The sequence below is a fragment of the Bacillus sp. 1A genome, from assembly GCF_052682215.1.
The window spans coordinates 5,313,224-5,338,683 of record NZ_JBQYLZ010000001.1 but is presented as its reverse complement, the minus strand read 5'-3'; the positions used below and the strand labels follow the sequence as shown (position 1 = coordinate 5,338,683).

23 protein-coding genes and 1 other annotated feature (1 of these 24 cut by a window edge) are annotated in these 25,460 nt (G+C 37.2%); of the genes, 16 read left to right on the top strand and 7 right to left on the bottom strand.

All coding sequences use genetic code 11. From position 1 onward, the window contains the following. Positions 1 to 234: a binding site (T-box leader), on the top strand (it extends 11 nt beyond the left edge of the window). A 52-nt stretch (positions 235 to 286) separates the two neighbouring features. The 11 genes from trpE (at position 287) to ACUN0F_RS27290 (ending at position 10,791) form a co-directional block, all read left to right on the top strand. Continuing rightward, entirely contained in the window at positions 287 to 1,705 is a 1,419-nt protein-coding gene (gene trpE / locus ACUN0F_RS27340) for an anthranilate synthase component I (RefSeq protein WP_445540473.1), read from the top strand. After that, positions 1,702 to 2,289: an aminodeoxychorismate/anthranilate synthase component II gene (locus tag ACUN0F_RS27335; protein ID WP_264462673.1), complete on the top strand. Its 588-nt coding sequence runs from the start codon at positions 1,702 to 1,704 to the stop codon at positions 2,287 to 2,289. The genes trpE and ACUN0F_RS27335 overlap by 4 nt, the downstream gene beginning before the upstream one ends. Continuing rightward, complete coding sequence (trpD, locus tag ACUN0F_RS27330; RefSeq protein WP_264462674.1) at positions 2,286 to 3,311, top strand: anthranilate phosphoribosyltransferase; 1,026 nt, start codon at positions 2,286 to 2,288, stop codon at positions 3,309 to 3,311. Before ACUN0F_RS27335 ends, trpD begins: the two co-directional genes overlap by 4 nt. 1 nt (position 3,312) lies before the next feature. Then, the gene (trpC, locus tag ACUN0F_RS27325) at positions 3,313 to 4,074 is read left to right on the top strand and encodes an indole-3-glycerol phosphate synthase TrpC (RefSeq protein ID WP_046957047.1); all 762 of its coding nucleotides are present in this window, start codon (positions 3,313 to 3,315) and stop codon (positions 4,072 to 4,074) included. Then, positions 4,071 to 4,685: a phosphoribosylanthranilate isomerase gene (locus ACUN0F_RS27320; protein ID WP_000865138.1), complete on the top strand. Its 615-nt coding sequence runs from the start codon at positions 4,071 to 4,073 to the stop codon at positions 4,683 to 4,685. The genes trpC and ACUN0F_RS27320 overlap by 4 nt, the downstream gene beginning before the upstream one ends. Further along, a complete protein-coding gene (gene trpB, locus ACUN0F_RS27315; protein ID WP_445540472.1) occupies positions 4,682 to 5,875 on the top strand; it encodes a tryptophan synthase subunit beta in 1,194 nt (397 codons plus the stop codon). The genes ACUN0F_RS27320 and trpB overlap by 4 nt, the downstream gene beginning before the upstream one ends. Positions 5,876 to 5,878: 3 nt before the next feature. Then, positions 5,879 to 6,655 carry a tryptophan synthase subunit alpha gene (gene trpA / locus ACUN0F_RS27310; RefSeq protein WP_000537819.1) on the top strand — a complete coding sequence of 259 codons (777 nt, stop codon included), beginning with the start codon at positions 5,879 to 5,881 and terminating at the stop codon, positions 6,653 to 6,655. A 74-nt stretch (positions 6,656 to 6,729) separates the two neighbouring features. Beyond that, positions 6,730 to 7,089, top strand: a complete 360-nt coding sequence (locus ACUN0F_RS27305; RefSeq protein WP_000946138.1) for a DUF4029 domain-containing protein — start codon at positions 6,730 to 6,732, stop codon at positions 7,087 to 7,089. A 109-nt stretch (positions 7,090 to 7,198) separates the two neighbouring features. After that, complete coding sequence (locus ACUN0F_RS27300) at positions 7,199 to 8,698, top strand: L-lactate permease (RefSeq protein WP_264462678.1); 1,500 nt, start codon at positions 7,199 to 7,201, stop codon at positions 8,696 to 8,698. Between the two features lie 90 nt (positions 8,699 to 8,788). After that, positions 8,789 to 9,472 carry a YukJ family protein gene (locus tag ACUN0F_RS27295; RefSeq protein WP_264462679.1) on the top strand — a complete coding sequence of 228 codons (684 nt, stop codon included), beginning with the start codon at positions 8,789 to 8,791 and terminating at the stop codon, positions 9,470 to 9,472. A gap of 197 nt (positions 9,473 to 9,669) precedes the next feature. Next, entirely contained in the window at positions 9,670 to 10,791 is a 1,122-nt protein-coding gene (locus ACUN0F_RS27290) for a hypothetical protein (RefSeq protein WP_445540471.1), read from the top strand. A gap of 14 nt (positions 10,792 to 10,805) precedes the next feature. Here ACUN0F_RS27290 and ACUN0F_RS27285 read toward each other — a convergent pair whose 3' ends face one another. After that, on the bottom strand, positions 10,806 to 11,639 hold the full coding sequence (locus ACUN0F_RS27285) for a hypothetical protein (protein ID WP_445540470.1): 834 nt from the start codon (positions 11,637 to 11,639) through the stop codon (positions 10,806 to 10,808). Positions 11,640 to 11,799: 160 nt separating this feature from the next. Next, entirely contained in the window at positions 11,800 to 12,912 is a 1,113-nt protein-coding gene (locus ACUN0F_RS27280) for an RNA-guided endonuclease TnpB family protein (protein WP_445540469.1), read from the bottom strand. A gap of 436 nt (positions 12,913 to 13,348) precedes the next feature. Between ACUN0F_RS27280 and ACUN0F_RS27275 the strand changes: the two genes are divergently transcribed. Both ACUN0F_RS27275 and ACUN0F_RS27270 read left to right on the top strand, forming a co-directional pair. Then, entirely contained in the window at positions 13,349 to 14,119 is a 771-nt protein-coding gene (locus ACUN0F_RS27275; protein ID WP_445540468.1) for a zinc-ribbon domain-containing protein, read from the top strand. A gap of 19 nt (positions 14,120 to 14,138) precedes the next feature. After that, on the top strand, positions 14,139 to 15,374 hold the full coding sequence (locus ACUN0F_RS27270) for a TcaA 3rd/4th domain-containing protein (RefSeq protein ID WP_445540467.1): 1,236 nt from the start codon (positions 14,139 to 14,141) through the stop codon (positions 15,372 to 15,374). 44 nt (positions 15,375 to 15,418) lie between these two features. On the opposite strand, the gene ACUN0F_RS27265 is transcribed toward ACUN0F_RS27270, so the two are convergent. Then, positions 15,419 to 15,850 (bottom strand): hypothetical protein, encoded by a 432-nt coding sequence (locus ACUN0F_RS27265; RefSeq protein ID WP_445540466.1) that lies wholly within the window; start codon positions 15,848 to 15,850, stop codon positions 15,419 to 15,421. Between the two features lie 199 nt (positions 15,851 to 16,049). Here ACUN0F_RS27265 and ACUN0F_RS27260 point away from each other — a divergent pair, with 199 nt between their 5' ends. The 3 genes from ACUN0F_RS27260 to ACUN0F_RS27250 all read left to right on the top strand — a co-directional run bounded on the left by ACUN0F_RS27260 (position 16,050) and on the right by ACUN0F_RS27250 (position 18,531). Further along, entirely contained in the window at positions 16,050 to 17,384 is a 1,335-nt protein-coding gene (locus tag ACUN0F_RS27260) for an FAD-dependent oxidoreductase (protein ID WP_445540465.1), read from the top strand. Positions 17,385 to 17,485: 101 nt separating this feature from the next. Continuing rightward, the gene (locus tag ACUN0F_RS27255; RefSeq protein WP_445540464.1) at positions 17,486 to 17,974 is read left to right on the top strand and encodes a GNAT family N-acetyltransferase; all 489 of its coding nucleotides are present in this window, start codon (positions 17,486 to 17,488) and stop codon (positions 17,972 to 17,974) included. 146 nt (positions 17,975 to 18,120) lie between these two features. After that, the gene (locus ACUN0F_RS27250) at positions 18,121 to 18,531 is read left to right on the top strand and encodes a DUF3908 family protein (RefSeq protein WP_000996802.1); all 411 of its coding nucleotides are present in this window, start codon (positions 18,121 to 18,123) and stop codon (positions 18,529 to 18,531) included. 30 nt (positions 18,532 to 18,561) lie between these two features. On the opposite strand, the gene ACUN0F_RS27245 is transcribed toward ACUN0F_RS27250, so the two are convergent. The 4 genes from ACUN0F_RS27245 to odhB form a co-directional block, all read right to left on the bottom strand. Further along, a complete protein-coding gene (locus ACUN0F_RS27245) occupies positions 18,562 to 20,103 on the bottom strand; it encodes a SagB family peptide dehydrogenase (RefSeq protein WP_445540463.1) in 1,542 nt (513 codons plus the stop codon). Positions 20,104 to 20,119: 16 nt separating this feature from the next. Further along, the gene (locus tag ACUN0F_RS27240) at positions 20,120 to 22,069 is read right to left on the bottom strand and encodes a TOMM precursor leader peptide-binding protein (protein WP_445540462.1); all 1,950 of its coding nucleotides are present in this window, start codon (positions 22,067 to 22,069) and stop codon (positions 20,120 to 20,122) included. Beyond that, a complete protein-coding gene (locus ACUN0F_RS27235) occupies positions 22,066 to 23,985 on the bottom strand; it encodes a putative thiazole-containing bacteriocin maturation protein (RefSeq protein ID WP_445540461.1) in 1,920 nt (639 codons plus the stop codon). Before ACUN0F_RS27235 ends, ACUN0F_RS27240 begins: the two co-directional genes overlap by 4 nt. A gap of 125 nt (positions 23,986 to 24,110) precedes the next feature. Continuing rightward, a complete protein-coding gene (gene odhB, locus ACUN0F_RS27230) occupies positions 24,111 to 25,370 on the bottom strand; it encodes a 2-oxoglutarate dehydrogenase complex dihydrolipoyllysine-residue succinyltransferase (RefSeq protein WP_445540460.1) in 1,260 nt (419 codons plus the stop codon). Between the last annotated feature and the right edge of the window lie 90 nt (positions 25,371 to 25,460).

The following is a 25,460-nucleotide window of genomic DNA, read 5'->3' as shown; positions in this document are numbered from 1 at the left end:
TAAGTAAGAAGAGTACGTATATTGGAGACGTTACAGAGAGCCGGGGATAGGTGGGAGCCCGGTGCGGTGCCATATACGGAATGGGCTTACGAGAGGTATGCTGAACAATTATTTTCAGTAGGCAACCCGGGTTCCGCCGTTACAAGGATAAGGTATATATTTTGTACCTGAACAAAGCGGGATGCTTTTGCGTCCAACATGAGGTGGTACCACGGTAAATTTATCGTCCTCTACATATTTTCGATATGTAGGGGACTTTTTTATTTTTCAGGGTGAGGTGAAAGGCATGATGACAAAAGAGGAATTTATGAAACACAAAGAGAAGGAAAGAACATTTTTAGTAATCGCTGAAGAAGAAGGAGATAGCATTACGCCAATTTCTTTATATAGACGTATGAAGGGAAAGAAAAAGTTTTTATTAGAAAGCTCGCAGCTTCATCAAGATAAAGGACGCTATTCTTACTTAGGATGTAATCCATATGGTGAAGTAAAAAGCGTTGGTACGGAAGTGGAACGAACGATTTACGGCAGGGCAGAAAAGCTGCAAAGTAACGTACTACAAGTGTTAGAAGAAGTAATCGTGTCAGCACAAGTAGACAGTCCATTTCCATTTTGCGGAGGAGCAGTTGGTTATATTGGCTATGACGTCATTCGGCAATATGAAAACATTGGAGCAGATTTACACGATCCATTGAATATTCCGGAAGTACACCTTTTACTGTACCGTGAGTTTATCGTGTATGACCACTTACGCCAAAAATTATCATTTGTATATGTATGCAGGGAAGACGATTCAGCTTCTTATGAAGAAGTATATGAAAGATTGCAAGTATACAAAGAGGAAGTGTTACAAGGAGAAGAATCTGAAGTAACTGAAATAAGATCAACATTATCATTTACTTCTTCAATAACTGAAAAAGAATTTCGCGTGATGGTAGAAACGGCGAAAGAACATATAAGAGCCGGGGACATATTCCAAGTCGTACTGTCACAGCGTTTGCAAAGTGAATGTATTGGGGATCCATTCGCGTTATACCGAAAACTTCGAATTGCCAATCCGTCACCATATATGTTTTATATCGATTTTCAAGATTATGTTGTACTCGGTTCTTCGCCGGAAAGCTTGTTATCAGTTAGAGAAGATAAGGTGATGACGAATCCAATTGCGGGTACGAGGCCGAGAGGGAAAACGAAGGAGCAAGATGCGGAAATTGAAAAAGAACTGTTAGAAAATGAGAAAGAACGAGCGGAGCATATGATGCTTGTAGATCTTGGGCGAAATGATATTGGCAGAGTAAGTGAAATTGGATCCGTGACGATAGATAAATATATGAAAGTAGAAAAATACTCCCACGTTATGCACATTGTAGCTGAAGTTTACGGAACATTGCGAAAACAAATGAGTGGATTTGATGCATTAGCGTATTGCCTACCAGCAGGAACAGTGTCGGGAGCTCCGAAAATTAGAGCGATGGAAATTATAAATGAGCTAGAGAATGAAAAAAGAAATGTATACGCAGGTGCAGTTGGATACGTTAGTTTTTCAGGGAATCTTGATATGGCGCTCGCCATTCGAACGATGGTCGTAAAGGATGAAAAAGCATATGTTCAGGCAGGAGCGGGAATTGTTTATGATTCAGACCCAGTAGCTGAATATGAAGAAACGTTAAATAAAGCGAGAGCACTATTGGAGGTAATGAAATGATTGTACTAATTGATAATTACGATTCATTCACATATAACTTGTATCAACTGTTAGGTGAATACGAGGAAGAAATTGTTGTCGTAAGAAATGATCAAATAACGATAGAACAGTTAGAAGGGATGAATCCAACAGGAATTGTGCTATCACCAGGACCAGGAAAACCAGAGGATGCTGGCATTTGTATCGAAGTGATTCGTCATTTTTATAAGAACGTTCCCATATTAGGTATTTGCCTTGGTCATCAAGCAATTATATCAGCATTTGGAGGAGACATTGTAAGAGCAGGACACATTAAACACGGTAAAACATCACGTGTAAAACATAATGGAACTTCAATCTTTTCATATGTAACACAGCCATTAACGGCGATGCGCTACCATTCCCTTGTTGCAGCGCAAACGAGCTTGCCAGAGTGTTTTGACATACTAGCGACAGCGATGGACGATGGAGAAATTATGGCAGTTCGTCACAATTATTATCCGCTATTCGGATTACAGTTTCATCCGGAATCAATCGCGACAGAAGAAGGTGGAAAGTTAATACGTGCCTTTTTAACAGAAGTGAAGGAGGAGGAAAGAGTATGAATAACTATCTTCGTAAATTAGTGGAAGGACAACATTTAACAGAAGAGGAGATGTATAGAGCAGGGCTTCTTTTATTAAATGAAAACATATTGGAGAGTGAAATTGCAGCTTTCTTAGTATTACTGAAAGCGAAAGGTGAAACAGCAGAAGAAATATACGGCCTTGTTCGAGCTCTTCGTGAAAAGGCATTACCGTTTTCGAACCATATACAAGGAGCAATGGACAATTGCGGGACAGGTGGTGACGGTGCCCAAACGTTTAATATTAGTACAACATCGGCATTTGTACTCGCAGGAGCTGGCGTAAAGGTTGCAAAACACGGTAACCGTGCTGTATCTAGTAAAACAGGAAGTGCAGATTTATTAGAAGAACTCGGTGTAAATATTAGCAGTACGCCAAACGAAATTGATTATTTATTAGAGCATGTCGGCATCGCATTTTTATTCGCACCAGCGATGCATCCAGCATTAAGACGCATTATGAAAATAAGAAAAGAATTGAATGTGCCGACGATTTTTAACTTAATTGGTCCTTTAACAAATCCGGTAAATTTAGAAACACAATTTGTCGGCATTTATAAACGAGATATGTTACTACCAGTTGCGCAAGTATTACAGAAGCTGGGAAGAAAACAAGCGCTGGTCGTAAACGGAAGTGGATTTTTAGATGAAGCATCATTACAAGGAGAGAATTATGTTGTCATTTTAAAAGATAATGAAATAGTAGAAACGAGTATTGATCCTGAGAAACATGGTTTCTCAATAGTGAAAAACGAAGAGATTAGAGGTGGAGATTCGAAAGAAAATGCAAAGATTACGCTCGGCGTATTAAGTGGAGAAAAGAGTGTTTACCGTGATACTGTTTTATTAAATGCAGGTTTAGCTCTTTTTGCAAATGGAAAAGCAGAAACGATCGAAGAAGGAATTACACTAGCGGCATATAGCATTGACTCTGGAAAAGCATTAGCCAAACTAAACTTATTAATTGCAGCAAGTAATGAAAAATTAGAAAGGGTGAATTAACGTGGGGACGATTTTAGATGAAATTGTAGACCAAAAGAAAAAGGAAGTTGCGGCATTATATGAAACGTATACACCATTAAAAGAAAGTAGAAAGACACATTCACTTGTAGAAGCATTACAGCAGTTTACTGTCATTGCAGAAGTAAAGCGAGCATCACCGTCAAAAGGAGATATTAATTTACACGTTGATGTACGAAAACAAGTGAAAATATATGAAGAATGCGGCGCAGGAGCAGTATCTGTTTTAACAGACGGTCAATTTTTTAAAGGGTCGTTTCACGATTTACAAACGGCAAGAGCAGAAAGTAACATTCCGCTTTTATGTAAAGATTTCATAATTGATAAGATTCAAATTGATAGGGCGTATGAAGCTGGAGCAGATATTATTTTATTAATTGTAGCGGCGTTAACGAAAGAAAAATTAAAAGAGCTGTACAGCTACGTACTAGAAAAAGGATTAGAAGCAATTGTTGAAGTTCATGATGAGCAGGAATTAGAAATTGCAATCCAATTAAATCCGCACGTTATCGGCATTAACAACCGTAATTTAAAAACATTCGAAGTTGATTTAAGCCAAACAGAAAAGCTTGGAAAACGATTAAACGAGGAGAAATTACTTTGGATTAGTGAAAGTGGGATTCATTCAAAGGAAGATATTATCCGTGTTAAAAAAGCTGGAGCAAAAGGTGTGTTAGTTGGAGAGGCACTTATGACATCATCTTCTATTCATACCTTTTTTGAAGACTGTAAGGTGAACATATGAAAGTGAAAATTTGCGGCATCACTGATGTTGAAACGGCAAAACGTGCTTGCGAATACGGAGCTGATGCACTCGGATTTGTTTTTGCAGAAAGTAAGCGAAAAATCACTCCAGTGCTAGCGAAAGAAATCATTCAGGAGCTTCCAACAAACGTGTTAAAGGTTGGTGTTTTCGTAAATGAATCAGTAGAAGTGATCGAGAAAATTGCAGATGAATGTGGGTTAACGCATGTGCAACTACATGGGGATGAAGACAATCATCAAATTAGAAGATTGAATATTCCGTCTATAAAATCACTTGGGGTAACTTCAGAGAGTGATATGAAAAATGCTCAAACATATGAAACGGATTATATATTGTTTGATAGCCCGAAAGAAAAGTTTCACGGAGGAAATGGAAAGCAATTTTCATGGGAGTTACTCGCACATATGTCAAAAAAATTGCGAGAGAAAACGATATTAGCTGGTGGATTAAACGCTTTTAATATAGAAGAAGCGATTCGAACTATTCAGCCATACATGGTCGATGTAAGTAGCGGAGTAGAGACAGAAGGAAAGAAAGATCTAAAGAAAATAAAACAATTTATTATAAAAGCGAAGGAGTGTTCAAAATGAACTACGCATATCCAGATGAAAAAGGTCACTACGGTATATACGGAGGACGATACGTTCCAGAAACGTTAATGCAATCTGTATTAGAGCTAGAAGAAGCATATAAAGAAGCGATGCAAGATGAAGCGTTTCAAAAGGAATTAAATCATTATTTAAAAACGTACGTCGGAAGAGAAACACCGCTTTATTTCGCTGAAAATATGACGAAGTATTGCGGCGGTGCAAAGATTTATTTAAAACGTGAAGATTTGAACCATACAGGAGCTCATAAAATTAACAATACAATCGGTCAGGCACTACTTGCATTACGAATGGGCAAGAAAAAAGTTGTCGCTGAAACAGGGGCAGGACAACACGGAGTGGCAACCGCTACTGTATGTGCCCTACTCGGATTAGAATGCGTCATCTTTATGGGAGAAGAAGATGTGAGACGTCAAAAATTAAATGTGTTCCGAATGGAATTAATCGGAGCTAAAGTAGAAAGCGTAGCGGCAGGTAGCGGTACATTAAAAGATGCGGTAAACGAGGCGCTTCGCTACTGGGTTTCACATGTACACGATACACACTACATTATGGGATCCGTTCTTGGACCACATCCATTCCCGAAAATTGTTCGTGATTTCCAAAGTGTAATTGGGAAAGAAACGAAAAAACAATATGAAGCGTTAGAAGGGAAATTACCAGAGGCAGTCGTTGCATGTATTGGTGGTGGTAGTAATGCGATGGGCATGTTTTATCCGTTCGTACACGACGAAGAAGTCGCTCTTTACGGCGTAGAAGCAGCTGGAAAAGGTGTTCATACAGAAAAGCACGCAGCTACTTTAACGAAAGGAAGCGTTGGTGTTTTACACGGATCGATGATGTATCTTCTGCAAAATGAAGAAGGACAAATTCAAGAAGCGCATTCTATTTCAGCGGGACTCGATTATCCAGGTGTTGGGCCAGAACATAGCTTGCTAAAAGATATTGGACGCGTTTCTTATCATTCAATAACAGACGCAGAAGCGTTAGAAGCATTTCAATTATTAACGAAAAAAGAAGGGATTATTCCAGCGTTAGAAAGCTCACATGCTGTCGCATACGCATTAAAATTAGCGCCGCAAATGAATAAAGACGAAGGACTTGTCATTTGTTTATCTGGCCGCGGGGATAAAGATGTAGAGAGTATAAAACGTTATATGGAAGAGGTGTAAAAAATGGGAGTAGAAAAAATTAAAGCAGCGTTTGAAAATGGTAAGAAAGCATTTATTCCGTACGTAATGGGCGGAGATGGTGGCCTTGAAAAATTAAAAGAAAGAATTTGTTTTCTAGATGAAGCAGGAGCGAGCATCGTTGAAATCGGCATTCCGTTTTCAGATCCAGTCGCAGACGGTCCAACGATTCAAAGAGCAGGGAAACGAGCGCTAGATAGCGGTGTAACAGTAAAAGGTATTTTTCAAGCATTAATAGAGGTAAGGAAAGAAGTACAAATTCCGTTTGTACTCATGACATATTTAAATCCGGTACTCGCATTCGGAAAAGAACGATTCATCGAAAACTGTATAGAAGCAGGTGTAGATGGCATCATCGTTCCAGACTTACCGTATGAAGAGCAAAATATTATTGCCCCGTTACTTCGAGAGGCACACATTGCGCTAATTCCACTCGTTACAGTAACGAGCCCAATTGAGCGAATTGAAAAAATTACGAGTGAATCAGAAGGGTTCGTTTACGCTGTTACAGTAGCGGGCGTAACAGGAGTACGTCAAAACTTTAAAGGTGAGATTCATAGTTACTTAGAAAAAGTAAAATCACATACACATTTACCGGTAGTGGCAGGGTTCGGTATTTCAACAAAGGAACATGTAGAAGAAATGATTACAATATGTGATGGAGTAGTCGTTGGAAGTAAAGTCATCGAGCTGTTAGAAAATGAAAAGCGAGAAGAAATATGTGAATTAATACAGGCAACAAAACAAAAAGAAGAGGCATAAGTCTCTTCTTTTTGTTTTACGTAATAAATGTTAAAATATACAGAAAATACATATAACTTAGAGGGTGAGAAAGCATGCTAAGACGGAAACTACTATATCTTCTTTTAACTGTACCACTATACGCTTGGCTCATTAGCATGACGAAAATAGAATTGATGGCTCTATTTATAGGATATGTATTCATCTTTTCCAACTTAAATCGCATTCAAGAGCAATCTATTTTAGAAATATGTATATTTTCGATTAGTATAGAACTATTTAGTATCGTTTCGATTGTATTATTAAATGAATTATTTCGCTGGATCCACTCATTTGAATTAATGAAATTTGGAAATGTTGTATTGCAAGTAATATGTGCTTATATTGTGTTTGTTGTGTTAGACAAAATAGTCGGACAGCAGACAGTTTTTCAGGATAATAGAAAATGGGAGTGAAAGGAGCCACTTGGCTCCTTTTTTGAATCTGTTGCAAAAACAATTGAAATTTACGACATCTGTTATATAATAGTTAAAAATTGTATTTTTAATGAAAAGAGCTGATAACATGGCCATATTGTTGGCACTTATCCCAATTATGATGATTTTCATTTGTTTATTTTTATTTAAACAAACGTCATTAAGGTCCTCTTTAATTGCTTACGTTGTGTCTATTGGAATCGTTTTACTCTCGCCAACGTTTCAACTAGGGATAAGTGAAACTGTGCACGCAACGATTAAAGGTTGGTTAATTTGTTTTATTGTCGGGTACGTGTTGTTTTTCGGTATTTTTTTATTTCACCTCATGAACAAAATGGGGTACATCGATCAAGTAGCACGTTTTCTAGAAGAAGTGACGCACGATCGTTTATTACAAATGCTCCTTATGTGTTTTGGTATTTGTCCGCTAATCGAATCAGTAAGTGGATTCGGAATTGGCTTCATGGTTGCAGCACCTATCTTTCTATCATTAGGCTATAAACCGTTTCAAGCTGTACTACTTTCATTTATTGGTTTACTAGCTAGTTCATGGGGCGCAATGGCAACTGGTACGATTATCGGTTCGCAGCTTATTAACATGCCTCTTACAACACTTGGCACGAATACGGCACTACTAAGCATTCCGATGTTTGCTTATTTCGTCATCCTTTCTTTACACGTTGTTGGTGGTTGGCAGGCTGTTATTGAAAAGTGGAAAGAAGGATTCGGTTTCTTTCTATTATTTTCTCTCGGAATTTATCTTTCTAACGCATACGTAAGTGTTGAACTAGCAGGTATATTAAGTTCCATCGTTACAATTGCATTTGGCTTTCTTATCATTAAATTAAAAGGGAAAAATGAACAAAATCTTATAACAGAACATGCTGCGGCAACGGAGAGAGAAGTATCTATTATAAAAATTATTAGCCCTTATATATTCCTAACAGTTTGTATTTTACTTTCTCGCCTCGTACCAGCATTACATGATGTATTCAGATCATATGCCGTTCTTGATTTGAAATCATACTCTTACAAGCTAGAGCTACTATATTCACCAGGATTTTGGCTCGGTATGACTTGCCTATTTACTATTATTTTCTTCCGCATTCCATCTCATATTATTAAACAATCACTCTCGCAAACGATAAAACAATGGATTCCTTTTGCGATTACGACGACGATGTTTATCGCCATTTCAGAACTAATGGGTGCATCTGGCATGCATTCATTACTGGCAAAAACAGCTGGTGACACATTTGGAACGTTTTTCGTTTTCGTTGCTCCGTTCATCGGCGGAATCGGTGGCTTTTTAACAGGTAGTAACGCAGGATCAAATGCGATGTTCATAAAACTACAAATGCAAACTGCGCAAAACGTAGCACTTCCGTGGCAATACGTCACAACACTTCAAAACACCGCATCATCAGTAGCGACAATCGCTTGCCCGTCACGGATTACACTAGGCGCGTACTTATGTAATATACCGTATCGTGAAAATGAACTATTAAAGAAGACGACGTTAATGATTTTTGGTGCGGTGTTGCTTGTGGTGGTAGAGGTTATTTTTTGGTATATGTTGAGAAATTAAAAATCCTCCTAACATAGGAGGATTTTCTTTATAAGTGGATAATGTTTTAAATATGAAAAGCTTCTACTAAATGAATAGGAGATGAAATGTATGCCCCTAAAAAACTACGGCGTGTTAAAAGGTACAGTTATACAATCTAAGATTGGAAAAGGGAAAACACCTCATTATCAAGTTCATTTACAAGGTGAAGCAGAAGTAGATTATCGTATTGCAATTAACGTGAAATCGCAAAGTTATCCGTCAGAAGTTTTATATTTTGCGAGTACCGATATTCGGTCAGAGGCGATTCACATTTTACCGACATTACCGTTCGGTTTTACAGAAATAAAAAACAATGAACCGAAAGTAGCTTTAGACTACGTAAGAGGTAATGTATTTGATTCGAAGCAAATGATTCCTTTACCAGCTGAAAAAGCAGGAGTGGATAATGATTTAAATGAAAAAATAGAGCGTTATATAAAACGAGCGATAGAAGAAAAAGCAATTATTTATGCGTTCGGTGAAAGATGGGGACCAGAAGAAAATACACCTGATTCTTACTTTCATTTCGAGCCAGGAAACGGTATACACGATATTCATATGAATCAAGGGAATGTAGAGAAATGGAAAGGTGATAATGGTATATGGCAAGACGGGGGAATACTCATTCACTTTGAAAAGGAAGAAGAATGGGTTGGTATCTTTCTTGCCTTCCAGTCGCAGTCATGGTGTACAGATGAAGAAGGACATGCCCGTGTTCCGGTTGAGTATTGTGATTATAAGAACAATAAGTGATGAGAAGAGCTAGTTCGTAATGAACTAGCTCTTCTGGTTAGAATACAATTTGCTGTTAATTTGCAGTATTAAATAATAGGGGAGATGATTTGAGTTTTTAATTAATATATTTTAATATAATGTTATATTTATTCAAAAATAAAATGCTAGGAGGAGATTTTTCGTTGGATAAAACTAGGTATTTAGAGATGTTGCAAATGACAAAAGAATTTTTAAAAAAGAATGTTCCTTTTATAACGGTAGGATTTCTTGGTAAGCGTATTATATCTATAATAATTGTTTTAATAACATCAACAGTTGCGTACGTTACTGGATATCTGTTTTTATGGGGGTATTATTTTGGTGGTGAAAAAGATCAATCGTTATTATCAGTAGCAGTAAATTTTGTCCCGATTGATAATAAGGTAGCTTTCTCCGTAGGTTTTTTTTATATTGTTTTAATTGGAATCGTAGTTTTGTTCTTAATTTCACTACTTATTGAAAAGCCAACTTTAAATTCGTGGGTTTTAATTATAATAGCAGTGGGATTGGTAAACTTAGCTCTTGTAGGCTTTTTAGCAGATAGTGTAACCTTAGCAAACTATTCTAAAGTGTTATTATTTTGGATACTCCCATTTTTTATGCTGTTTACAATCGTATACTATTATGTTTGGGTTAAAGAAGTTAAACTGGCTATTCTAGCTGTTATATATTGTATTTCTTTATATTTCAATTTATTTTTTATTGCACAAAAATACAATTTAATGTGGTTAGAGAAAGTATTGATTCCTGGTTTTGTTATTTTTATATTTATATTTATTATAGGGATACCACTAGCTATCGTTGCAAAATCCATTGGGAATAAAAAGAAATTACTTTGGTTGAAGATATTTTTATGGTGTATTGCGGGTTTTCCACTAGTGCTAATATTAGCTTGTAAAATGATAGAGAATCTTATTACTACAATAATGATATTAATAGGATTACTAGTTATATATATATTGTTTTTAAAATTGCGAGCTAAATTTAAGCAACAGAAGAGTAAAAGAAGTGAAGGGGTTTTATTGATTGAAAAGCCAATTACAGCTTTTTTATATATATTAGCAGTATTTCTTATTTTAGGTGTATTTCTTCCCTATTATTTAATAAAAGGAGGGGATTATATGCATTCAATTATGAAAACAAATGGTTATCAAAAAATAGAGTATACATGGGGACAAGAAACAAAATGTATAGAGGGGACTATCATTTCTAACCGAAATGATACGTATTACATATCAACAACCGATAGGAAATTAATGATTTTAAAAACGAAGGATATTATTATAGGTTCGAATTAATAAGAAGAGGGCGTTCACAACGAACGCCCTCCTCTTATTTTATAAAACCCAAAACTAACAAGTGTAGAAATACAAGAGAACAGCAGAGCCACACTAGAAAACGCAATGAGGTACATATTATACTTCATCACTTTGCCAATGAGCTGGTTACTGTCGTACTGAAATAGTCCTGCTATTATGTTGAATAAAAATAAAACGATAAACATGACGATAACACCGTCTATTGATCCTTTAATATCTGGTTTACTTAAAGCGATATGTGCAGAAATACAAATGGCGATAAATAAAAATAGCCAAAAGGAAGGATTCAATAAATTGCTTATTGTAAATAAGCTTTTCAATAATACAAACGTCGATAAAAGCATGTCTTGAACCATTTCTATATTAATAGAAGTAGAAGCGATTGTTTTTTCGAGGGTTGTATTAAATAAGAAATATGAATTTGGTACGAAATAGCGCATTAAAAGGATTAACGCAGTAATACCGGAAATAATAGGACCGATTCCAATGAAGAAGTTCCCAATTCGTTGATATACACTTTTTTGATTGTATTGATGTTGTACGTAGCCTAAAGCGCCTTGACTTGTATCCGTTGGGAAAAACTGCGTCGCTACAATTTTATGACGAAATAGTACACACATAATGGCATGTCCAAGTTCGTGAATAGGAACACCGATCCAAGCCGTTAAAAGGAATCCTTTTCTTCCGAAAGCTCTCGACCAATACATGCGTGTTAATGATTCTAAATAGCCTAATAGAAATCCAATTACAATGATAACGCCAATTAAGGAAAATAATTGGATTACGCTTGTAAGGAGTATTTGAAAAATTGAGTTTACCAATTCCATTGCCTGTCATCCAATCTGGTGAACTACCCACCACTTAGTACCTCTTACGAGCTTACCCCAAGTAGGGGCTTCTCGGTTCATCGCTACTTTTGATAGCTAACGAATTTGTCCTAGGACAGCCGAGCTAACTCCCTTGTTCCAAAGGTTATTTTATTACTATTTATACCAACATTAATAAGCGGATAGCTTCCTTTTTGATATTGATCGCTGCATTATAATCACGGCCAATTGTGAGTCCACACAAACACGCATACATGCGTTCACATAATGGCATTTCTTTTTTATTTCCACAATTACTACACATCTTTGTAGAAGGAAACCATTTATCTATTTTCACAAGCTGTTTTCCTTGTTCTTGTAGCTTATATGCTAAAAATGTCGTGAACATCCTCCAACCGTTGTCCGCTACACTTTTACCAAAGCGAAGTGCTCGTGACATACCTTTCATATGTAAGTCTTCGATTGCTACAACGTCAAAACTCGTAGCTAATTCTTTAGACTTATGATGAAGAAAATTTTTACGTTGATTGGCGACCTTTTCATGCAATTTCGCTACACGAATGCGTTGTTTATGCCAGCGCTCTGAACCTTTCACACGTCTTGCTAATACTCGTTGTGCCTTCGCTAATTTCTCTAACATCTGACGATAAAAGCGAGGATAATTGGCTTTCTCATCTTCGCTACTCACGTACAATTCAGCCATTGCGAAGTCTAATCCAACTACACTTTGTACTTCTTTTTGTACAATCTCTTTTTCATATTCAGTCAAGATGGACACATAGTATTTACCAGTAGGTGTCATCGAAATCGTACACGATTTGATGATATGTTTTGGCGGGATTTCTCTATGTTGCTTCAGTTTCACCATTTTCAACTTTGGTAATTTGATATAACCATGAAATAACATAATATTTCCATTTACTCGATTCGTTGTATAGGATTTTCTACTCTTTTTACTTTTGAATGTAGGAAAATCACTTTGACCACTAAAAAAATTCTTATACGCAGTTTGCAAGTTTAATTGCGCGTTGGCCAATGCCAATGAATCAACTTCTTTCAACCATTCATACTCTGTCTTATATTTTGCAGGAGTAGGGAATTTTTCTTTCTTTAGTTCTTCCTTGTTCTCTTTATATTTTTCATATACTTCTATTCGTTCAGCTAGCATTTTGTTATACACAAAACGTACACACCCGAATGTTTTTCGTATGAGATGTGCTTGTTCTTCTGTTGGATACAGACGAAATTTATACGCCTTATTCTGCTTTGGCATATCCATTCACCTCATTTTTCGCTTCATTTTCCATAAGCTATGACGGTGATCACACAACCTGAACACTACAAGATTATTATCTACTTTTATTGTTATACCAAAATTTCTCTCTTTCTCTTATAAGACTGATTATATCAGAGGCGAAATAAATAGGAAAACCAAACGTTTGGCTACGCCAAACCGAAATTCATCTTCCATCTGCCGCTAGACTATCGTCTTTCACCCGCCTGAGGAAAGAGACTTCTTTCGGATAATATGTTAAAAATGTTATTTGTTCTGTTTCATAATAGCATTATTTTTCAAGATTGCTAGCACATATATTTTCATTTGAAAGAAGGATTTCATAATCTTTTTCTTGTAGTCATGTTTTATGTACAAAGTCATATATTGAATTTGTAACACCCTATATGGTATATGCTTAAGGAGGGAAGAGAGAATGAAATGTCCGGCGTGTCATACGGAAAATACAGCAGAGGCAAAGTTTTGCGGAAATTGTGGACATTCGTTAACGGAAGAAGTAGTGGCAAGTAGTGGCCAAGAAGAAGAGCCGGAACAAGCGAAGGAAACTCAACCGAATGAAACGGTAGAGCAAGCGAAGCGATTTGCGAGTGGGTATTTTCAGTTTTTTAAACATGCTTTCAAAGCACCGACAGCGATTATGAAAAGCGGCAAGGTTGAAGTACGAAATGGAATTGTAAGCCTTGTTCTTATTTGTTTTTTAGGTGCATGTATTTTTTATAGAATGATGAGTGCTGCAGCAGCTGTTACGAAAACATTTGCACCAGATATACCTACTCCTACATTCTTTTTGGACTCTGTAACGGTCTTTTTATTTTTACTAATTCTAACTTTATTTGTCGGATTTATTATTTTTGTAAGTGGGAAGATGATGAAATCATCTTTTTCGTTTCTAGAAGTATTCGGTATATGGGGAACGATAGCGACTCCGGCAATTGCGATATTAGTGCTTTCTTTTCTGTTTAGCTTTTTATTAATTTTTTTCTTACCAATCTTATTAGGGCTGTCTACAACGTATATGGCAATTAGTATAATTGTAGCTATAGTAAAACTAGATAACGGTGGATTAGATCCTATTTACACACTTCTTATCGCAAACGTTTTAATTGGAATTGCAACATTCATTGTACTGTGGTCATACATTAGCACGATAATTCAAACCTTTACGCAGGGATTAACTGGCTTCTAATGAAAAGGTGGTTGAATGGATGAAAGTATGTACAAAGTGTGGGACTCAGTTTGAAGATGGTGTGCAATTTTGTCAAAACTGCGGTCAGAAGAGAGAAACTCCTGTAATAAAGAAGAAAATGAGCAGCGATGCAAAGGTTGGCATCACGCTGCTAGCATTATTTTTTATAGCAGTTGTTGGGTTGTATTTGTACGGATCATCGTATTATAAGCAGACGGCACAAGTAGACCGGATGATTACTATTATACAAGAGAGGGACGGGGAGCAGTTAGCTAAAATCGTCACGGCAGATGATCCATCAGTTATTGTAACGAGAGAGAGTCTAATGCCACTATTTTCGTATATAAAAGAAAATCCATCTTACGTGAATGAATTGAAAGAACAGTTGAGGATAGGTGAAAAACAAGGGAACGGAATCAAAAGAGCAGACTTTTCGTTAACGAAAGACGGAAAGTATTTCTTTTTATTTGATCGGTATAAATTGAAAGCGAAGACGTATTATACGACATTGCTTACAAATGAAAAAGGTACATCTTTAAAAATGAACGGAAAAGAAATAGATAAAACAGATGACAAAAAATTTGAGAAGCAATATGGACCGTTTCTTCCAGGAACTCAAGTGTTTCAAGCAGAATATAAAAATGATTATGTGAAACTATCACGTGAAGAAAAGGTTGTACTTATGAAACAAGGTCAAAATAACGTAACGATAGATTTAACGTTGAAAGGACAATATATTACGGTTCAAACGAACGCGCCTGGTGCAACATTGTATGTGAATCAAAAGCCAGTTACAGCGCTGGCTGGAGAAGAAATTATGTGGGGACCGGTAGCAACTGATGGAAGTACGACGATTTATTTAGAACGAAATGGAGAAAGCGGAAGGGAAACGACGAAGGTAGAAACGGTAACGGCACTTCCGTCTTATAATCTTCCATTCGAAAAGAAAGGTACAGAAAAAAACGTTGTTTACAATGTTACTCCGCCGCCTACGACTCGGTATGTATATAATGGTTTCATCTTCCCTGATAGTGATATTCGAAAACTAACGAGTGCGGACTTAACATATTTATCGAAAGAACAATTGAAAATAGCGAGAAATGAAATATACGCAAGACATGGACATATGTTTCAAACGAAAGATATGCAAGTGTATTTTTCAAAACAGTCTTGGTATAGAGAGAATCCGTATTTTACAGGAAAGCTAACGGATATTGAATCTTATAATGTTGAACTCATCAAATCAAGAGAATAGAACACGTGAAAAAGGTACAGTGCATAGCTGTACCTTTTCTATGGTTATTTACCTGGACCAGGATCCCTTGAGAAAAAGATATGAAAGAGGAATGTGACTTTACTTGATCCTCCTGATGTACTAGCTTGTATATGTGATAAAGGACCAGACGTTAGAGCTGCCTCGGAATGGGGGGGTACGACTATTTTGAGCGCATGATCTGATTCTGGTGAAGCAGTAACAGTTATTGTATCGTCAGAAAAGTTCAAAATTTTAACAGAACCGACTGGAAAGATGGACTTGCCAGCATGTGATGCTGAAGCGAATTGGGTAGCTTTCCAAATATCTTGTGCAAACGTATCATCGTTAGATAACCAAGCACGAGCGCTGTATATTGTTGCATTAATGGAAAATTCTTGGTCAAGGGAGAGGGCGGGTTTCGGTTCTTTTGGTTCTTGCGGTTCATCTGGAAGTTGGGCGAGAAGGCCGGCGCACATGTATGTTTCACCTACTTTCAATAGTAACTGTTATAGCATATTAAACATGTTGTTTATAAGACACGACGGCTACCTATTCAGGCATAGGTTTGTGCACCAAATTTGAAGATGAAATTATCTTTCTTTACAATGGAAGTAGGTGTTATTTCTGAAAAATATGGAAAACGTAAAGAGTATGTAAAAAAGAAGGAGTGGTAAAGTGAACTATGTCATTATTGGCGGAGATGCAGCTGGTATGAGCGCAGCTATGCAAATTGTTAGAAACGATGAAAATGCAACTGTTGTAACGTTAGAAAAAGGTGAAATTTATTCGTACGCGCAGTGTGGGTTACCATATGTCATTAGTGGTGCTATCACTTCAACGGAAAAATTAATCGCGCGTAATGTAAAGACGTTTCGTGATAAATACGGAATTGATGCGAAAGTGCGTCATGAAGTAACGAAAGTAGATACGGAAAAGAAAATGGTGTACGCAGAGCATACGAAGACGAAAGATGTTTTTGAATTTCCGTACGATCGATTATTAATTGCGACTGGAGTGCGTCCTGTTATGCCAGAATGGGAAGGTCGAGATTTGCAAGGCGTTCATCTTTTAAAAACAATTCCGGATGCTGAGCGTATATTAAAAACGTTAGAAACGAATAAAGTTGAAGATGTAACGATTATTGGCGGCGGTGCGATTGGACTGGAGATGGCAGAAACATTCGTCGAACTTGGTAAGAAAGTAAGAATGATTGAGCGAAATGATCATATCGGTACGATTTATGATGCAGATATGGCTGAATATATACATAAAGAAGCAGATAAACACAATATTGAAATTTTAACGAATGAAAATGTGAAAGCATTTAAAGGAAATGAAAGAGTGGAACAAATTGAAACAGATAAAGGGACGTATAAAGCAGATCTTGTTTTAGTATCGGTTGGAGTGAAGCCAAATACTGATTTTCTTGAAGGAACAAATATACGTACAAATTATAAAGGGGCAATCGAAGTAAATGCATATATGCAAACGAATGTGCAGGACGTATATGCAGCTGGTGATTGCGCAACACATTACCACGTTATAAAGGAAATTCATGATCATATCCCGCTCGGAACGACTGCTAATAAACAAGGCCGACTTGCTGGACTGAATATGCTTGATAAACGAAGAGCATTTAAAGGTACGTTAGGTACAGGTATTATTAAATTTATGGATTTGACGCTTGCTAGAACAGGTTTAAATGAAAAAGAAGCAAAAGGGCTACATATTCCGTATAAAACAGTCAAAGTAGACTCCACAAATATGGCGGGCTATTATCCTAATGCGAAACCACTTTACTTGAAATTACTATATCGCTCTGACACGAAACAATTATTAGGTGGACAAGTAATTGGAGAAGAAGGTGTAGATAAACGAATTGATGTGATCGCAATGGCACTTTTCAATAAAATGAGCATTCACGATTTAGAAGATGTCGACTTAAGTTACGCACCACCATATAACAGCGTTTGGGATCCAATTCAGCAAGCGGCAAGGAGAGCAGAATAGCACTTTTTAAGTGCTATTTTTTTCGTTAAAGGGGAATCATTATTTTGGGGCGAAAGAAGCGAATTGGAAATAGTTATATATAGGGAAGGGGATCATTAAAAATGTTTGTAACACTTCAAACAGTTCAAGAATCAGAAAAAGAAATATTACGTAATTTATATGCACTATATCTTCATGACCTCTCTACATTCACTCCTAATATAAAGATTGGGGCAAATGGATTTTTTGAATACGAAGATTTGTACATGTTTTGGGAAAATGACGGAATCACTCCGTATTTTATTAAAAGTAATAATGATATTGTAGGATTTTTATTACTACTGGAACGTCCATATTTGAAAAAAGAAAATGACTTTAGCATAAATGACATTTTTATATTGAATCAGTACAAAGGAAAAGGAATCGCTAAACAAGTTATTGAGAATGTACTAAAAGAGAAACGAGGGCAATATTTCGTTATCGAACTTGTGAAAAATGTACCAGCAGTTTCTTTTTGGAAGAAAGTATATAGGGAGTTAAATATCGAATTTGATGAGAAAACACAGTTAATCGATGATGAAGAATGCCTTGTTCAAACGTTTAAAATATAATGAAATCGATGCTCCTAGTATATTACTTTGAAATTTAACTTTATTTTGAATATACCGTTCACCCTTGAAAACATAGTACATATGGCTTATATTGTCATATAGTATTTATTTTTAAATAAAGCAATGAACGAACCAGGGGGCACAGTATGGCAATTAACATGAAAACAATCGAAGAATGGATTGCTGAATCAAACGCAAGACAGGAAGAAGACTTTGGAAACGTTGTTGAAGAAATGAAAGAAGTATGCGTCGGACTTGATAATGCGACATTAATTTATACGAAAAATGTATTTTGTTTCGGTAAGAAAGTAGAAGTATTGTTCTTCTTCCAAGATCATGTCGTGATTGGACAAGAAAAAGATGAATATGTTGAAATCGAAAAATTAAAGTATGAAGCAATTACACATAGCAACTTAAAAACAAATGACAAAAATACAACGTTAGAATTAAAGTTTGCTAACGGACAATCTATCAATTTAGATAGTTTAAATGATAACTACGGTACGAAAAATTGGTTATTCGCGAGACAAATTAAGAGTATTTTTAAATTAATCTAGTAAAAAAGCACGCCGTCCACCGGCGTGCTTCTAATTACGCAAATTCCCTTTTAACCAATTCCGCGCTCGATACGCCCCAACAGGAATTTGAATGAGAGACGTTTCATTTCCAGTATCTATCCCGTATAACTGATCACATGAATTTGTATCAAAACTTAGTAAAGGATGCCCGCCCATCCCCATCGCGGTTGCGGCGAAAACGAGTTTATGAACGAGTATACCAGCTTCCATTTGGTGAATACGGTATCCTCTATAGCCTAATGCATTTGTATAGTAATCTTTCTTTCCGACTACATGTAGGCAAAGCGGTACTTGAAAAAGATTTACGTTATCCATCGTCATACTGGATTGAAGGGGATAACGAAGGTCTCCGTATCGAAGTGGCTGTATGGAATGTGCTTTACTGTTATAAGCGTAAGCACCGTTTTCTATATCTTTTACGTTATAAAAACATCCATATAAGGAGACGCGCGCATTTTCATTTACATACTGACCGTCAAGGTCGTTGTAATAAGGGAAGGAGAGACTCGCTTCTTGTAGTAAAGTAGCGAGCTCGGCTGCATCCCATTTCGTGAAAGTAAAGTCAGCATCAGGGGAATACCGTTCTTTACAAAGTTGTAAGAAATCATACGATAACCGTTCTACTTGCGGCAACTGTACAGCGTGCGCATGATGTTGATAGTGCTCTTCATGATGTAGTGTTTGGAAGTGTGCTGTCGATTCAATCATAGAAGCTTCATTTATTTTTGTTATCATCGGATATTCATTTACATGTTTTGAGCGAACGAAATGTTCGTGTGCTAACGGCGGAATTTGTTGCAACAACTCATGAGAAGTAACTGTTTTATTTTCACGGTAATCATTGTGAAACCAATTCGTTTGCGGTTCTGTACTTAAAGGAACGACAGCATACACACTTTCTTCGCTTTCTGACAGTCCGAGTAAATGATTGATTGCACGGTCTAGAAACTGAAAATATACGCCATTTGTGTAACCGAATTGTTTGGCACATGCAAGTAATTGGCCGATGAGAACACCACTATCTAACCCTTGAAGTCGATATGAAAAGTTATTGTATTTAAAGTAGTTTTTCCAAAACATAGTGGATACGAATGCAGCGCCAAAACAAGACTGTATGTTACAACGGTTGCCAAGTGCTTCTGTAATGTAAGAATCGAAATTTCCTTCGCGAAGTAAAATAAGTCGGTGGTGCGCAGCGTCGTAATGGTAAATACCGTCTGGATAATCATCGATCTTTAAATATATATACAATTCATTTGGATATAAAGCGCCGCCTGAAGGGATAGATCTTCGGAATAAAATTTTTTCGCTATTTAGCTGACATAACTGTGTTAGACCAAATGAGGACCAAAGGTAATGACCAATTTCCTTCAAAGTAGGTGTAGTAGAAGAGTTAGGTAAAGATAATGGGATTTCTAAAGAGAGAGGAATGATAGGTACATTTCGGTATAATTTATAAGGAAGCGGTGCATCTTCCCAGTCCACTTCATGATTTGGCATAATTTCATCAATTGAAAAATGGAGATGATGTAAAAAAGTATCCAGCTGCATAGAATCCCCTCCTCTACTATGGAAACGGATGCGGATGTGGATTTAATTGTTCATTCGTTAAAGGTTCGTTTGTATATCCAAGTGTCATCGGCACAGTATATACTCTATCTAGTCCTGTAACCCGAGTGAGATGGTGGCCGAACGTCATCGGTAGCATGCCTGGAATAATGACTTTTACACAATGTAATCCGTTTTTTTCTATAAGAGGTACTGTTTGATCTACAACGATTACATCAAGTCCAGATTGCTGCAGACGGTTTAAAAGTTGATGAAGATCGGATGTTAAATCAAGGTTAAATGATTGTAACCCGTTCATTTCTTGGAACGATTGCATCGGTGCATCGTCACGTAAAAGAAAATGAAGACGTTCTTCTGCTTCTTTCAATCCGTACAGCATACTATGGTCTTCCATTTTATTAACGAGATAAGGATCGTGTAAGCAGTTTTCGTAATACTCTCTTTTTTGTTCGAGTTCATCGTCTGCTATTAGTAACATGCCTGCTATTTCATGGATGGCACTCTTTAAAGCGCGGACAGGGTCTAAATGAGAGCCTCCCGCACAAACAACGTTCATTCCATTTTCACGCGTATTTTTCGCAATTACCCATAAGCTTGGAATACCGTGTTCCATCGTTGCGTTAAAAGCATGTAATTCATACCCAGTAATCGTGTACAGCCGCTGAATCATTAATTGTAATTCCGTATCATTTGCTGAACTAAGATCAAGGCGGGGGAGAGGTAATTCGGCATACCAAGTGAGTAAAAAGGCGTCACGCTCTACAATTTCTAAAATGCCATGAAAAATTGCTTCTTCTAAACTACCACCAATTGCACATCCATTTGATGTTTCATACACGAAAGCATCTCGATGACCGAGACTATAATAAGCAATTGATTCAGGAACTAAAAGTGGCCGGTTTTGTAATAAAGAGTAGCCCCATACCCAGTTTTGTTCATAGTCAGGATCAAACGGTTTAAACGGAAAACTATTACGATTATAATGTTCATTTGTATGTACACCGAGCGAGAGGGGATTCAGTGCATGATCCTCTAACTCACGAAAACTGCCGTGTACATTTGTCTTTTTTCCTCGAGGTGACATACCACAATATCGTTCTAAACCTTCTAAAATAGCAGTCGCTTCACTCATTGCAAATGAATGAGTTCGGCCTGCAACACCTTCATTTCCAAACATTAATGGCATGTTTATAATAACGTCAGCAAATGGTAATAAAGAATGCTGCATTTTTCCGTTCAACATACCGACGCGATAATCTAAATAATCTCTCGTTAAAAATGTGTTTAGTTCATGAATGGAACGACAGCGATATGCTGCTTCGCTTGTTTTTAAGCTCGGTTGTAACGAAATCGCTGCTGCATCTGCCGTATCATCAGGCAAATTGCTACATACAGGGCAGAGCGGATCGGGAAGAAAAGAATGCCGCGTACATTGCAGTGTTTGTAAGTTTAGTAAAATGAGTTCATTTTCTAAAGAAGAATGGTTATGAGTTAATATTTTCTCTGTTTCTGCACGAATAAGATGGCACATTTGTAACATACCATTTTGGGTGGCACGTACATCACGCCTTGTTACATTATCTGCCTTTAACGCATATTTCCGCTGTAGTGCCCACATTTCTTGTTGATCAAATCCAGCGATAAATCGGCGTCCATCAGAGCAGTTGGAACAGCCAGTTGCAAGAGGATGAATGTAAGGACCGATAATACCTTCACCAAATGAAGTGAATGCACGTAGCCATGGAATATGATTCGAACGAAACATTAGCTCGGCATCATGATGAATAGTAGAAGGAGAGCCATCATGTAATACGAGAGCGAGATGAATATTTTCAGGGAGTTCTTCTGTAAGGCTATGTTGGCGAATGATAGAATATTGTTTGCATAGTTGATCATGTACATAGTTTGCAAGTAAGCCATCTCCTATAAGCAATATATTTTGAGTCATAGACTGTCCTCCTTTGCAATTAATACACCGTACACACCATCTAAGTTTTCTTTCAAAAATGATTCAATGGCTAAATCAAACACGAATGGATAAAAATTATGTTCTTCTAAATGTTGCAAGGCAAGCTGCACAGATTGCACACCTGGAACTTCTTCTTCCGCTTGTATTTCCACTCTAAAAGAATCCGTGTCATATAAAATAATAGAGGATTCAGGCAAGATATTAGCTCTGTAAGGAGTCTCTTCACTTTGAATATGAAGAAGTGATAGTTGTAGTGCGTTTCGTAAGGCTAACGTCATATTAATATTAGATGCACCATACCAGCGATTATTTATACCGACCCAAACGACAGGAAAGCTGAGAATCTCTTCGCTTACTGCTATTTTAGGTGTTTCATGAATTGTAGAGAGAGCATCGTAATAAAATCTACAATGTTTATCATGAATTGCAGTTAAATCAATCGTCGTAATTTCTTCTAGCATATGTGACTGCCGCTCATACAATTTGTTATTTAAATGTTGTTGCAGTGCCCGGTATACACCTTCTGTCATCGTTTCTCCAGCACCGATACCGATATCGTTATGTTCCGGAATAAGTCGGTGCATAATTTCTGCTACATATGTTTCAATTCCTGCTAAACCAGCTTCTCGGCGCGCTTCATTATGAGTCAAACCACCACAAGTCATAAGAGGCAGGAGGGAAGCAGGACCATCTGATAGTGGGGTAGCTACTTGAATATGGCATTGTGATAACGGTAATTGATATGAATCTTGTTCATCCCATACATGGAATAAACCAGCTTCTTTAGAAGTTAATGAGTCGAAAAAGCGGAATAAATCAGTTGAGGTATGTTGGTTGGACCGTTGCTCAAGTTGTTCAGAAAGATTTTCTATCGTATCAATTGTAAAACTTTCATCAGTTGCGAGAGGATGTTTTATAAAAGGATGCCATGCTCCTTCGAGTGTTTCGTAATTTAATAAAAAGAATTGTGGTTCTTTTTCTCGGTAAGAATCATCAGCGACATGCTTAAGTAATTCAAATGCGATTATATTTGCTAACATTGCAGATGGAAGTGGTGAAAATGATGCTGATGAATGTTCATTTTGTAAAGTCGTTTCATGTAGCCGATGCCATGCGGATTCCCAGCATTCTTCACGACTAGCTGTTACGATAGGGCCGGCTATACCAAGTGCTGATAAACAGACGGCAGGTATGAAGTTCTTTCCTACTTCTCTACAAATCGTGTGAACTGCTCTTAGGCCTTCAATATCTCCATTTTGAGAAACATACAAAATCCAGTCGAAAGGCTCGAACACTTCATGCAGGGGACGATCAATTGTCGTATCTATTTCCTGAACAAGGACATGATCATCAACTTCATGTGCAAGTTCTACTAGCTCATGAATGCGATCGTAATTTGTTTCCTCATAATCTGTAACAAGGTAATGAAAGGTAGGTAATCCGGATTCTAATAAAGAAGAAACTAAGGAAGTAAGCATATCTCCAGAACCAATTATAAGGACGTTTGCCGCGCGATACGTTTCGAATTTTAGAGCGCCTGAATGAGAAGCAGCTTCTAAAAATTCAATTTGTGAAGCGTATCTATCAAGTAATGCGCTATTTAATTCATGAGGTGCATCTTGACTTATATCCCGAACGAAACCATTTTCATATAAAATCTCTCCAATTTCAAATACACGATTTTGATAGGGGAGAGGGAGACCATCGGTTATTTCTGCTAAAGAATAATTCCCGTTAAACATTGGCATTAATTTTTCAATCCAGTTGTAAATTCCATCACCGTCCATACGAAATGAACTGGCATTATTTCGAAAATAGACACCCCCGTTTGAGTCGGGGAGGAAAAAAGTATCTTTATTTACTTTAAGTTTTGCATCAATTGGAAGGTTATTCATTTTAATCCTCCTTACGTTTTAGGCATACATTATTAGCTTATGTTATGAAATTTGTCCCATATGAACGCAATAAAAAAAGGCTGTAGAATAATTCATTCTACAGCCTGTAATAGATTATTAATCCATCAACCTTCTAATAATAATGATTTTGGATCTTCAAGCATATCTTTAACAGCAACAAGGAAGCTAACTGCTTCTTTACCATCAACGATACGGTGATCGTAAGATAAAGCGATGTACATCATTGGGCGGTTTTCCATACGCTCGTTATCGATTGCAACTGGGCGTACTTGGATTTTGTGCATTCCTAAAATACCAACTTGTGGGCTGTTTAGGATCGGTGTTGACATTAGAGAACCGAATACACCACCGTTTGTAATTGTGAATGTACCACCTTGTAGTTCTTTTAATGAAAGTTTGTTATCACGTGCTTTTTTACCTAATTCACGAATTTCGCTTTCGATTTCAGCGAAGTTTAATTGGTTAGCATCGCGTACAACTGGAACAACTAATCCATCTGGAGCTGCTACTGCAATACCGATATCATAGAATTTTTTAATGATAAGCTCGTCACCTTGAATTTCAGCATTTAATAATGGGAATTGTTTTAATGCTGCAACAACTGCTTTTGTGAAGAATGACATGAAACCAAGACGTACATCATGTTTTTTCTCGAAAGCATCTTTACGCTCTTTACGTAATTCCATGATTGCAGTCATATCAACTTCGTTAAATGTTGTTAACATTGCAGATGTTTGTTGAACTTCTACAAGGCGTTTTGCAATTGTTTGACGGCGGCGGGACATTTTCACGCGCTCAACTGGTTTTTCAAATTCCGTTTTTGCAACTGGAGCAGGAGCTGGACTTTTTGGAGCAGCTGGTGCTTCTTTTGGTGCGGCAGCATGAGCTTGTACATCGTGTGGTCTCACACGTCCAAGTGGGTCTGTGCTACGTACGTCGTTTAAGTCGATTCCTAATTCACGAGCCATTTTTCTAGCAGCTGGTGATGCGATAGGACGGTTCGTATTTGGTAAACCTTGTAGAGTTGCAGCTTGCTCAGCATTTGATGCCGCAGCTTTCGGTGCTTCAGTTGTTTCTTGTTTTGGTTGCTCAGCAGCCGGTGCAGGTGTACTTACTGCAACTGGTGCTCCGTTTGCATCTAAAATTGCGATAGTTGCACCAACTTCAACTGTATCCCCAGGTTCGCCTAGTAACTTCGATACAATACCTGAATCTTCTGCAATGATTTCTACATTGACTTTATCAGTTTCAAGCTCAACAACGCTGCCACCTTTCTCAACTTTGTCGCCTACGTTGATAAGCCATTGTGAGATAGTTCCTTCAGTAATAGATTCTGCAAGCTCAGGTACTTTAATTTCGATCATTTTAAATGTCCTCCCCTTATTTGCCTAACGGTGTGTTTTTTCTTCTTTTGTCTTCGGTAATCTCCATTTGTTAGCCTGCCCCTGGGCAGA

Coding starts and splice junctions, on each gene's coding strand:
- ACUN0F_RS27270 (WP_445540467.1), top strand. CDS start 14,139: ATGAAAGTATGTACAAAGTGTGGGACTCAGTTTGAAGATGGTGTGCAA.
- ACUN0F_RS27295 (WP_264462679.1), top strand. CDS start 8,789: ATGCCCCTAAAAAACTACGGCGTGTTAAAAGGTACAGTTATACAATCT.
- trpB (WP_445540472.1), top strand. CDS start 4,682: ATGAACTACGCATATCCAGATGAAAAAGGTCACTACGGTATATACGGA.
- ACUN0F_RS27280 (WP_445540469.1), bottom strand. CDS start 12,912: ATGCCAAAGCAGAATAAGGCGTATAAATTTCGTCTGTATCCAACAGAA.
- ACUN0F_RS27235 (WP_445540461.1), bottom strand. CDS start 23,985: ATGAATAACCTTCCAATTGATGCAAAACTTAAAGTAAATAAAGATACT.
- ACUN0F_RS27255 (WP_445540464.1), top strand. CDS start 17,486: ATGTTTGTAACACTTCAAACAGTTCAAGAATCAGAAAAAGAAATATTA.
- ACUN0F_RS27300 (WP_264462678.1), top strand. CDS start 7,199: ATGGCCATATTGTTGGCACTTATCCCAATTATGATGATTTTCATTTGT.
- odhB (WP_445540460.1), bottom strand. CDS start 25,370: ATGATCGAAATTAAAGTACCTGAGCTTGCAGAATCTATTACTGAAGGA.
- ACUN0F_RS27245 (WP_445540463.1), bottom strand. CDS start 20,103: ATGCAGCTGGATACTTTTTTACATCATCTCCATTTTTCAATTGATGAA.
- ACUN0F_RS27265 (WP_445540466.1), bottom strand. CDS start 15,850: ATGTGCGCCGGCCTTCTCGCCCAACTTCCAGATGAACCGCAAGAACCA.
- trpE (WP_445540473.1), top strand. CDS start 287: ATGATGACAAAAGAGGAATTTATGAAACACAAAGAGAAGGAAAGAACA.
- ACUN0F_RS27320 (WP_000865138.1), top strand. CDS start 4,071: ATGAAAGTGAAAATTTGCGGCATCACTGATGTTGAAACGGCAAAACGT.
- ACUN0F_RS27250 (WP_000996802.1), top strand. CDS start 18,121: ATGGCAATTAACATGAAAACAATCGAAGAATGGATTGCTGAATCAAAC.
- trpD (WP_264462674.1), top strand. CDS start 2,286: ATGAATAACTATCTTCGTAAATTAGTGGAAGGACAACATTTAACAGAA.
- ACUN0F_RS27285 (WP_445540470.1), bottom strand. CDS start 11,639: ATGGAATTGGTAAACTCAATTTTTCAAATACTCCTTACAAGCGTAATC.
- ACUN0F_RS27275 (WP_445540468.1), top strand. CDS start 13,349: ATGAAATGTCCGGCGTGTCATACGGAAAATACAGCAGAGGCAAAGTTT.
- ACUN0F_RS27305 (WP_000946138.1), top strand. CDS start 6,730: ATGCTAAGACGGAAACTACTATATCTTCTTTTAACTGTACCACTATAC.
- ACUN0F_RS27240 (WP_445540462.1), bottom strand. CDS start 22,069: ATGACTCAAAATATATTGCTTATAGGAGATGGCTTACTTGCAAACTAT.
- trpA (WP_000537819.1), top strand. CDS start 5,879: ATGGGAGTAGAAAAAATTAAAGCAGCGTTTGAAAATGGTAAGAAAGCA.
- ACUN0F_RS27335 (WP_264462673.1), top strand. CDS start 1,702: ATGATTGTACTAATTGATAATTACGATTCATTCACATATAACTTGTAT.
- ACUN0F_RS27290 (WP_445540471.1), top strand. CDS start 9,670: ATGACAAAAGAATTTTTAAAAAAGAATGTTCCTTTTATAACGGTAGGA.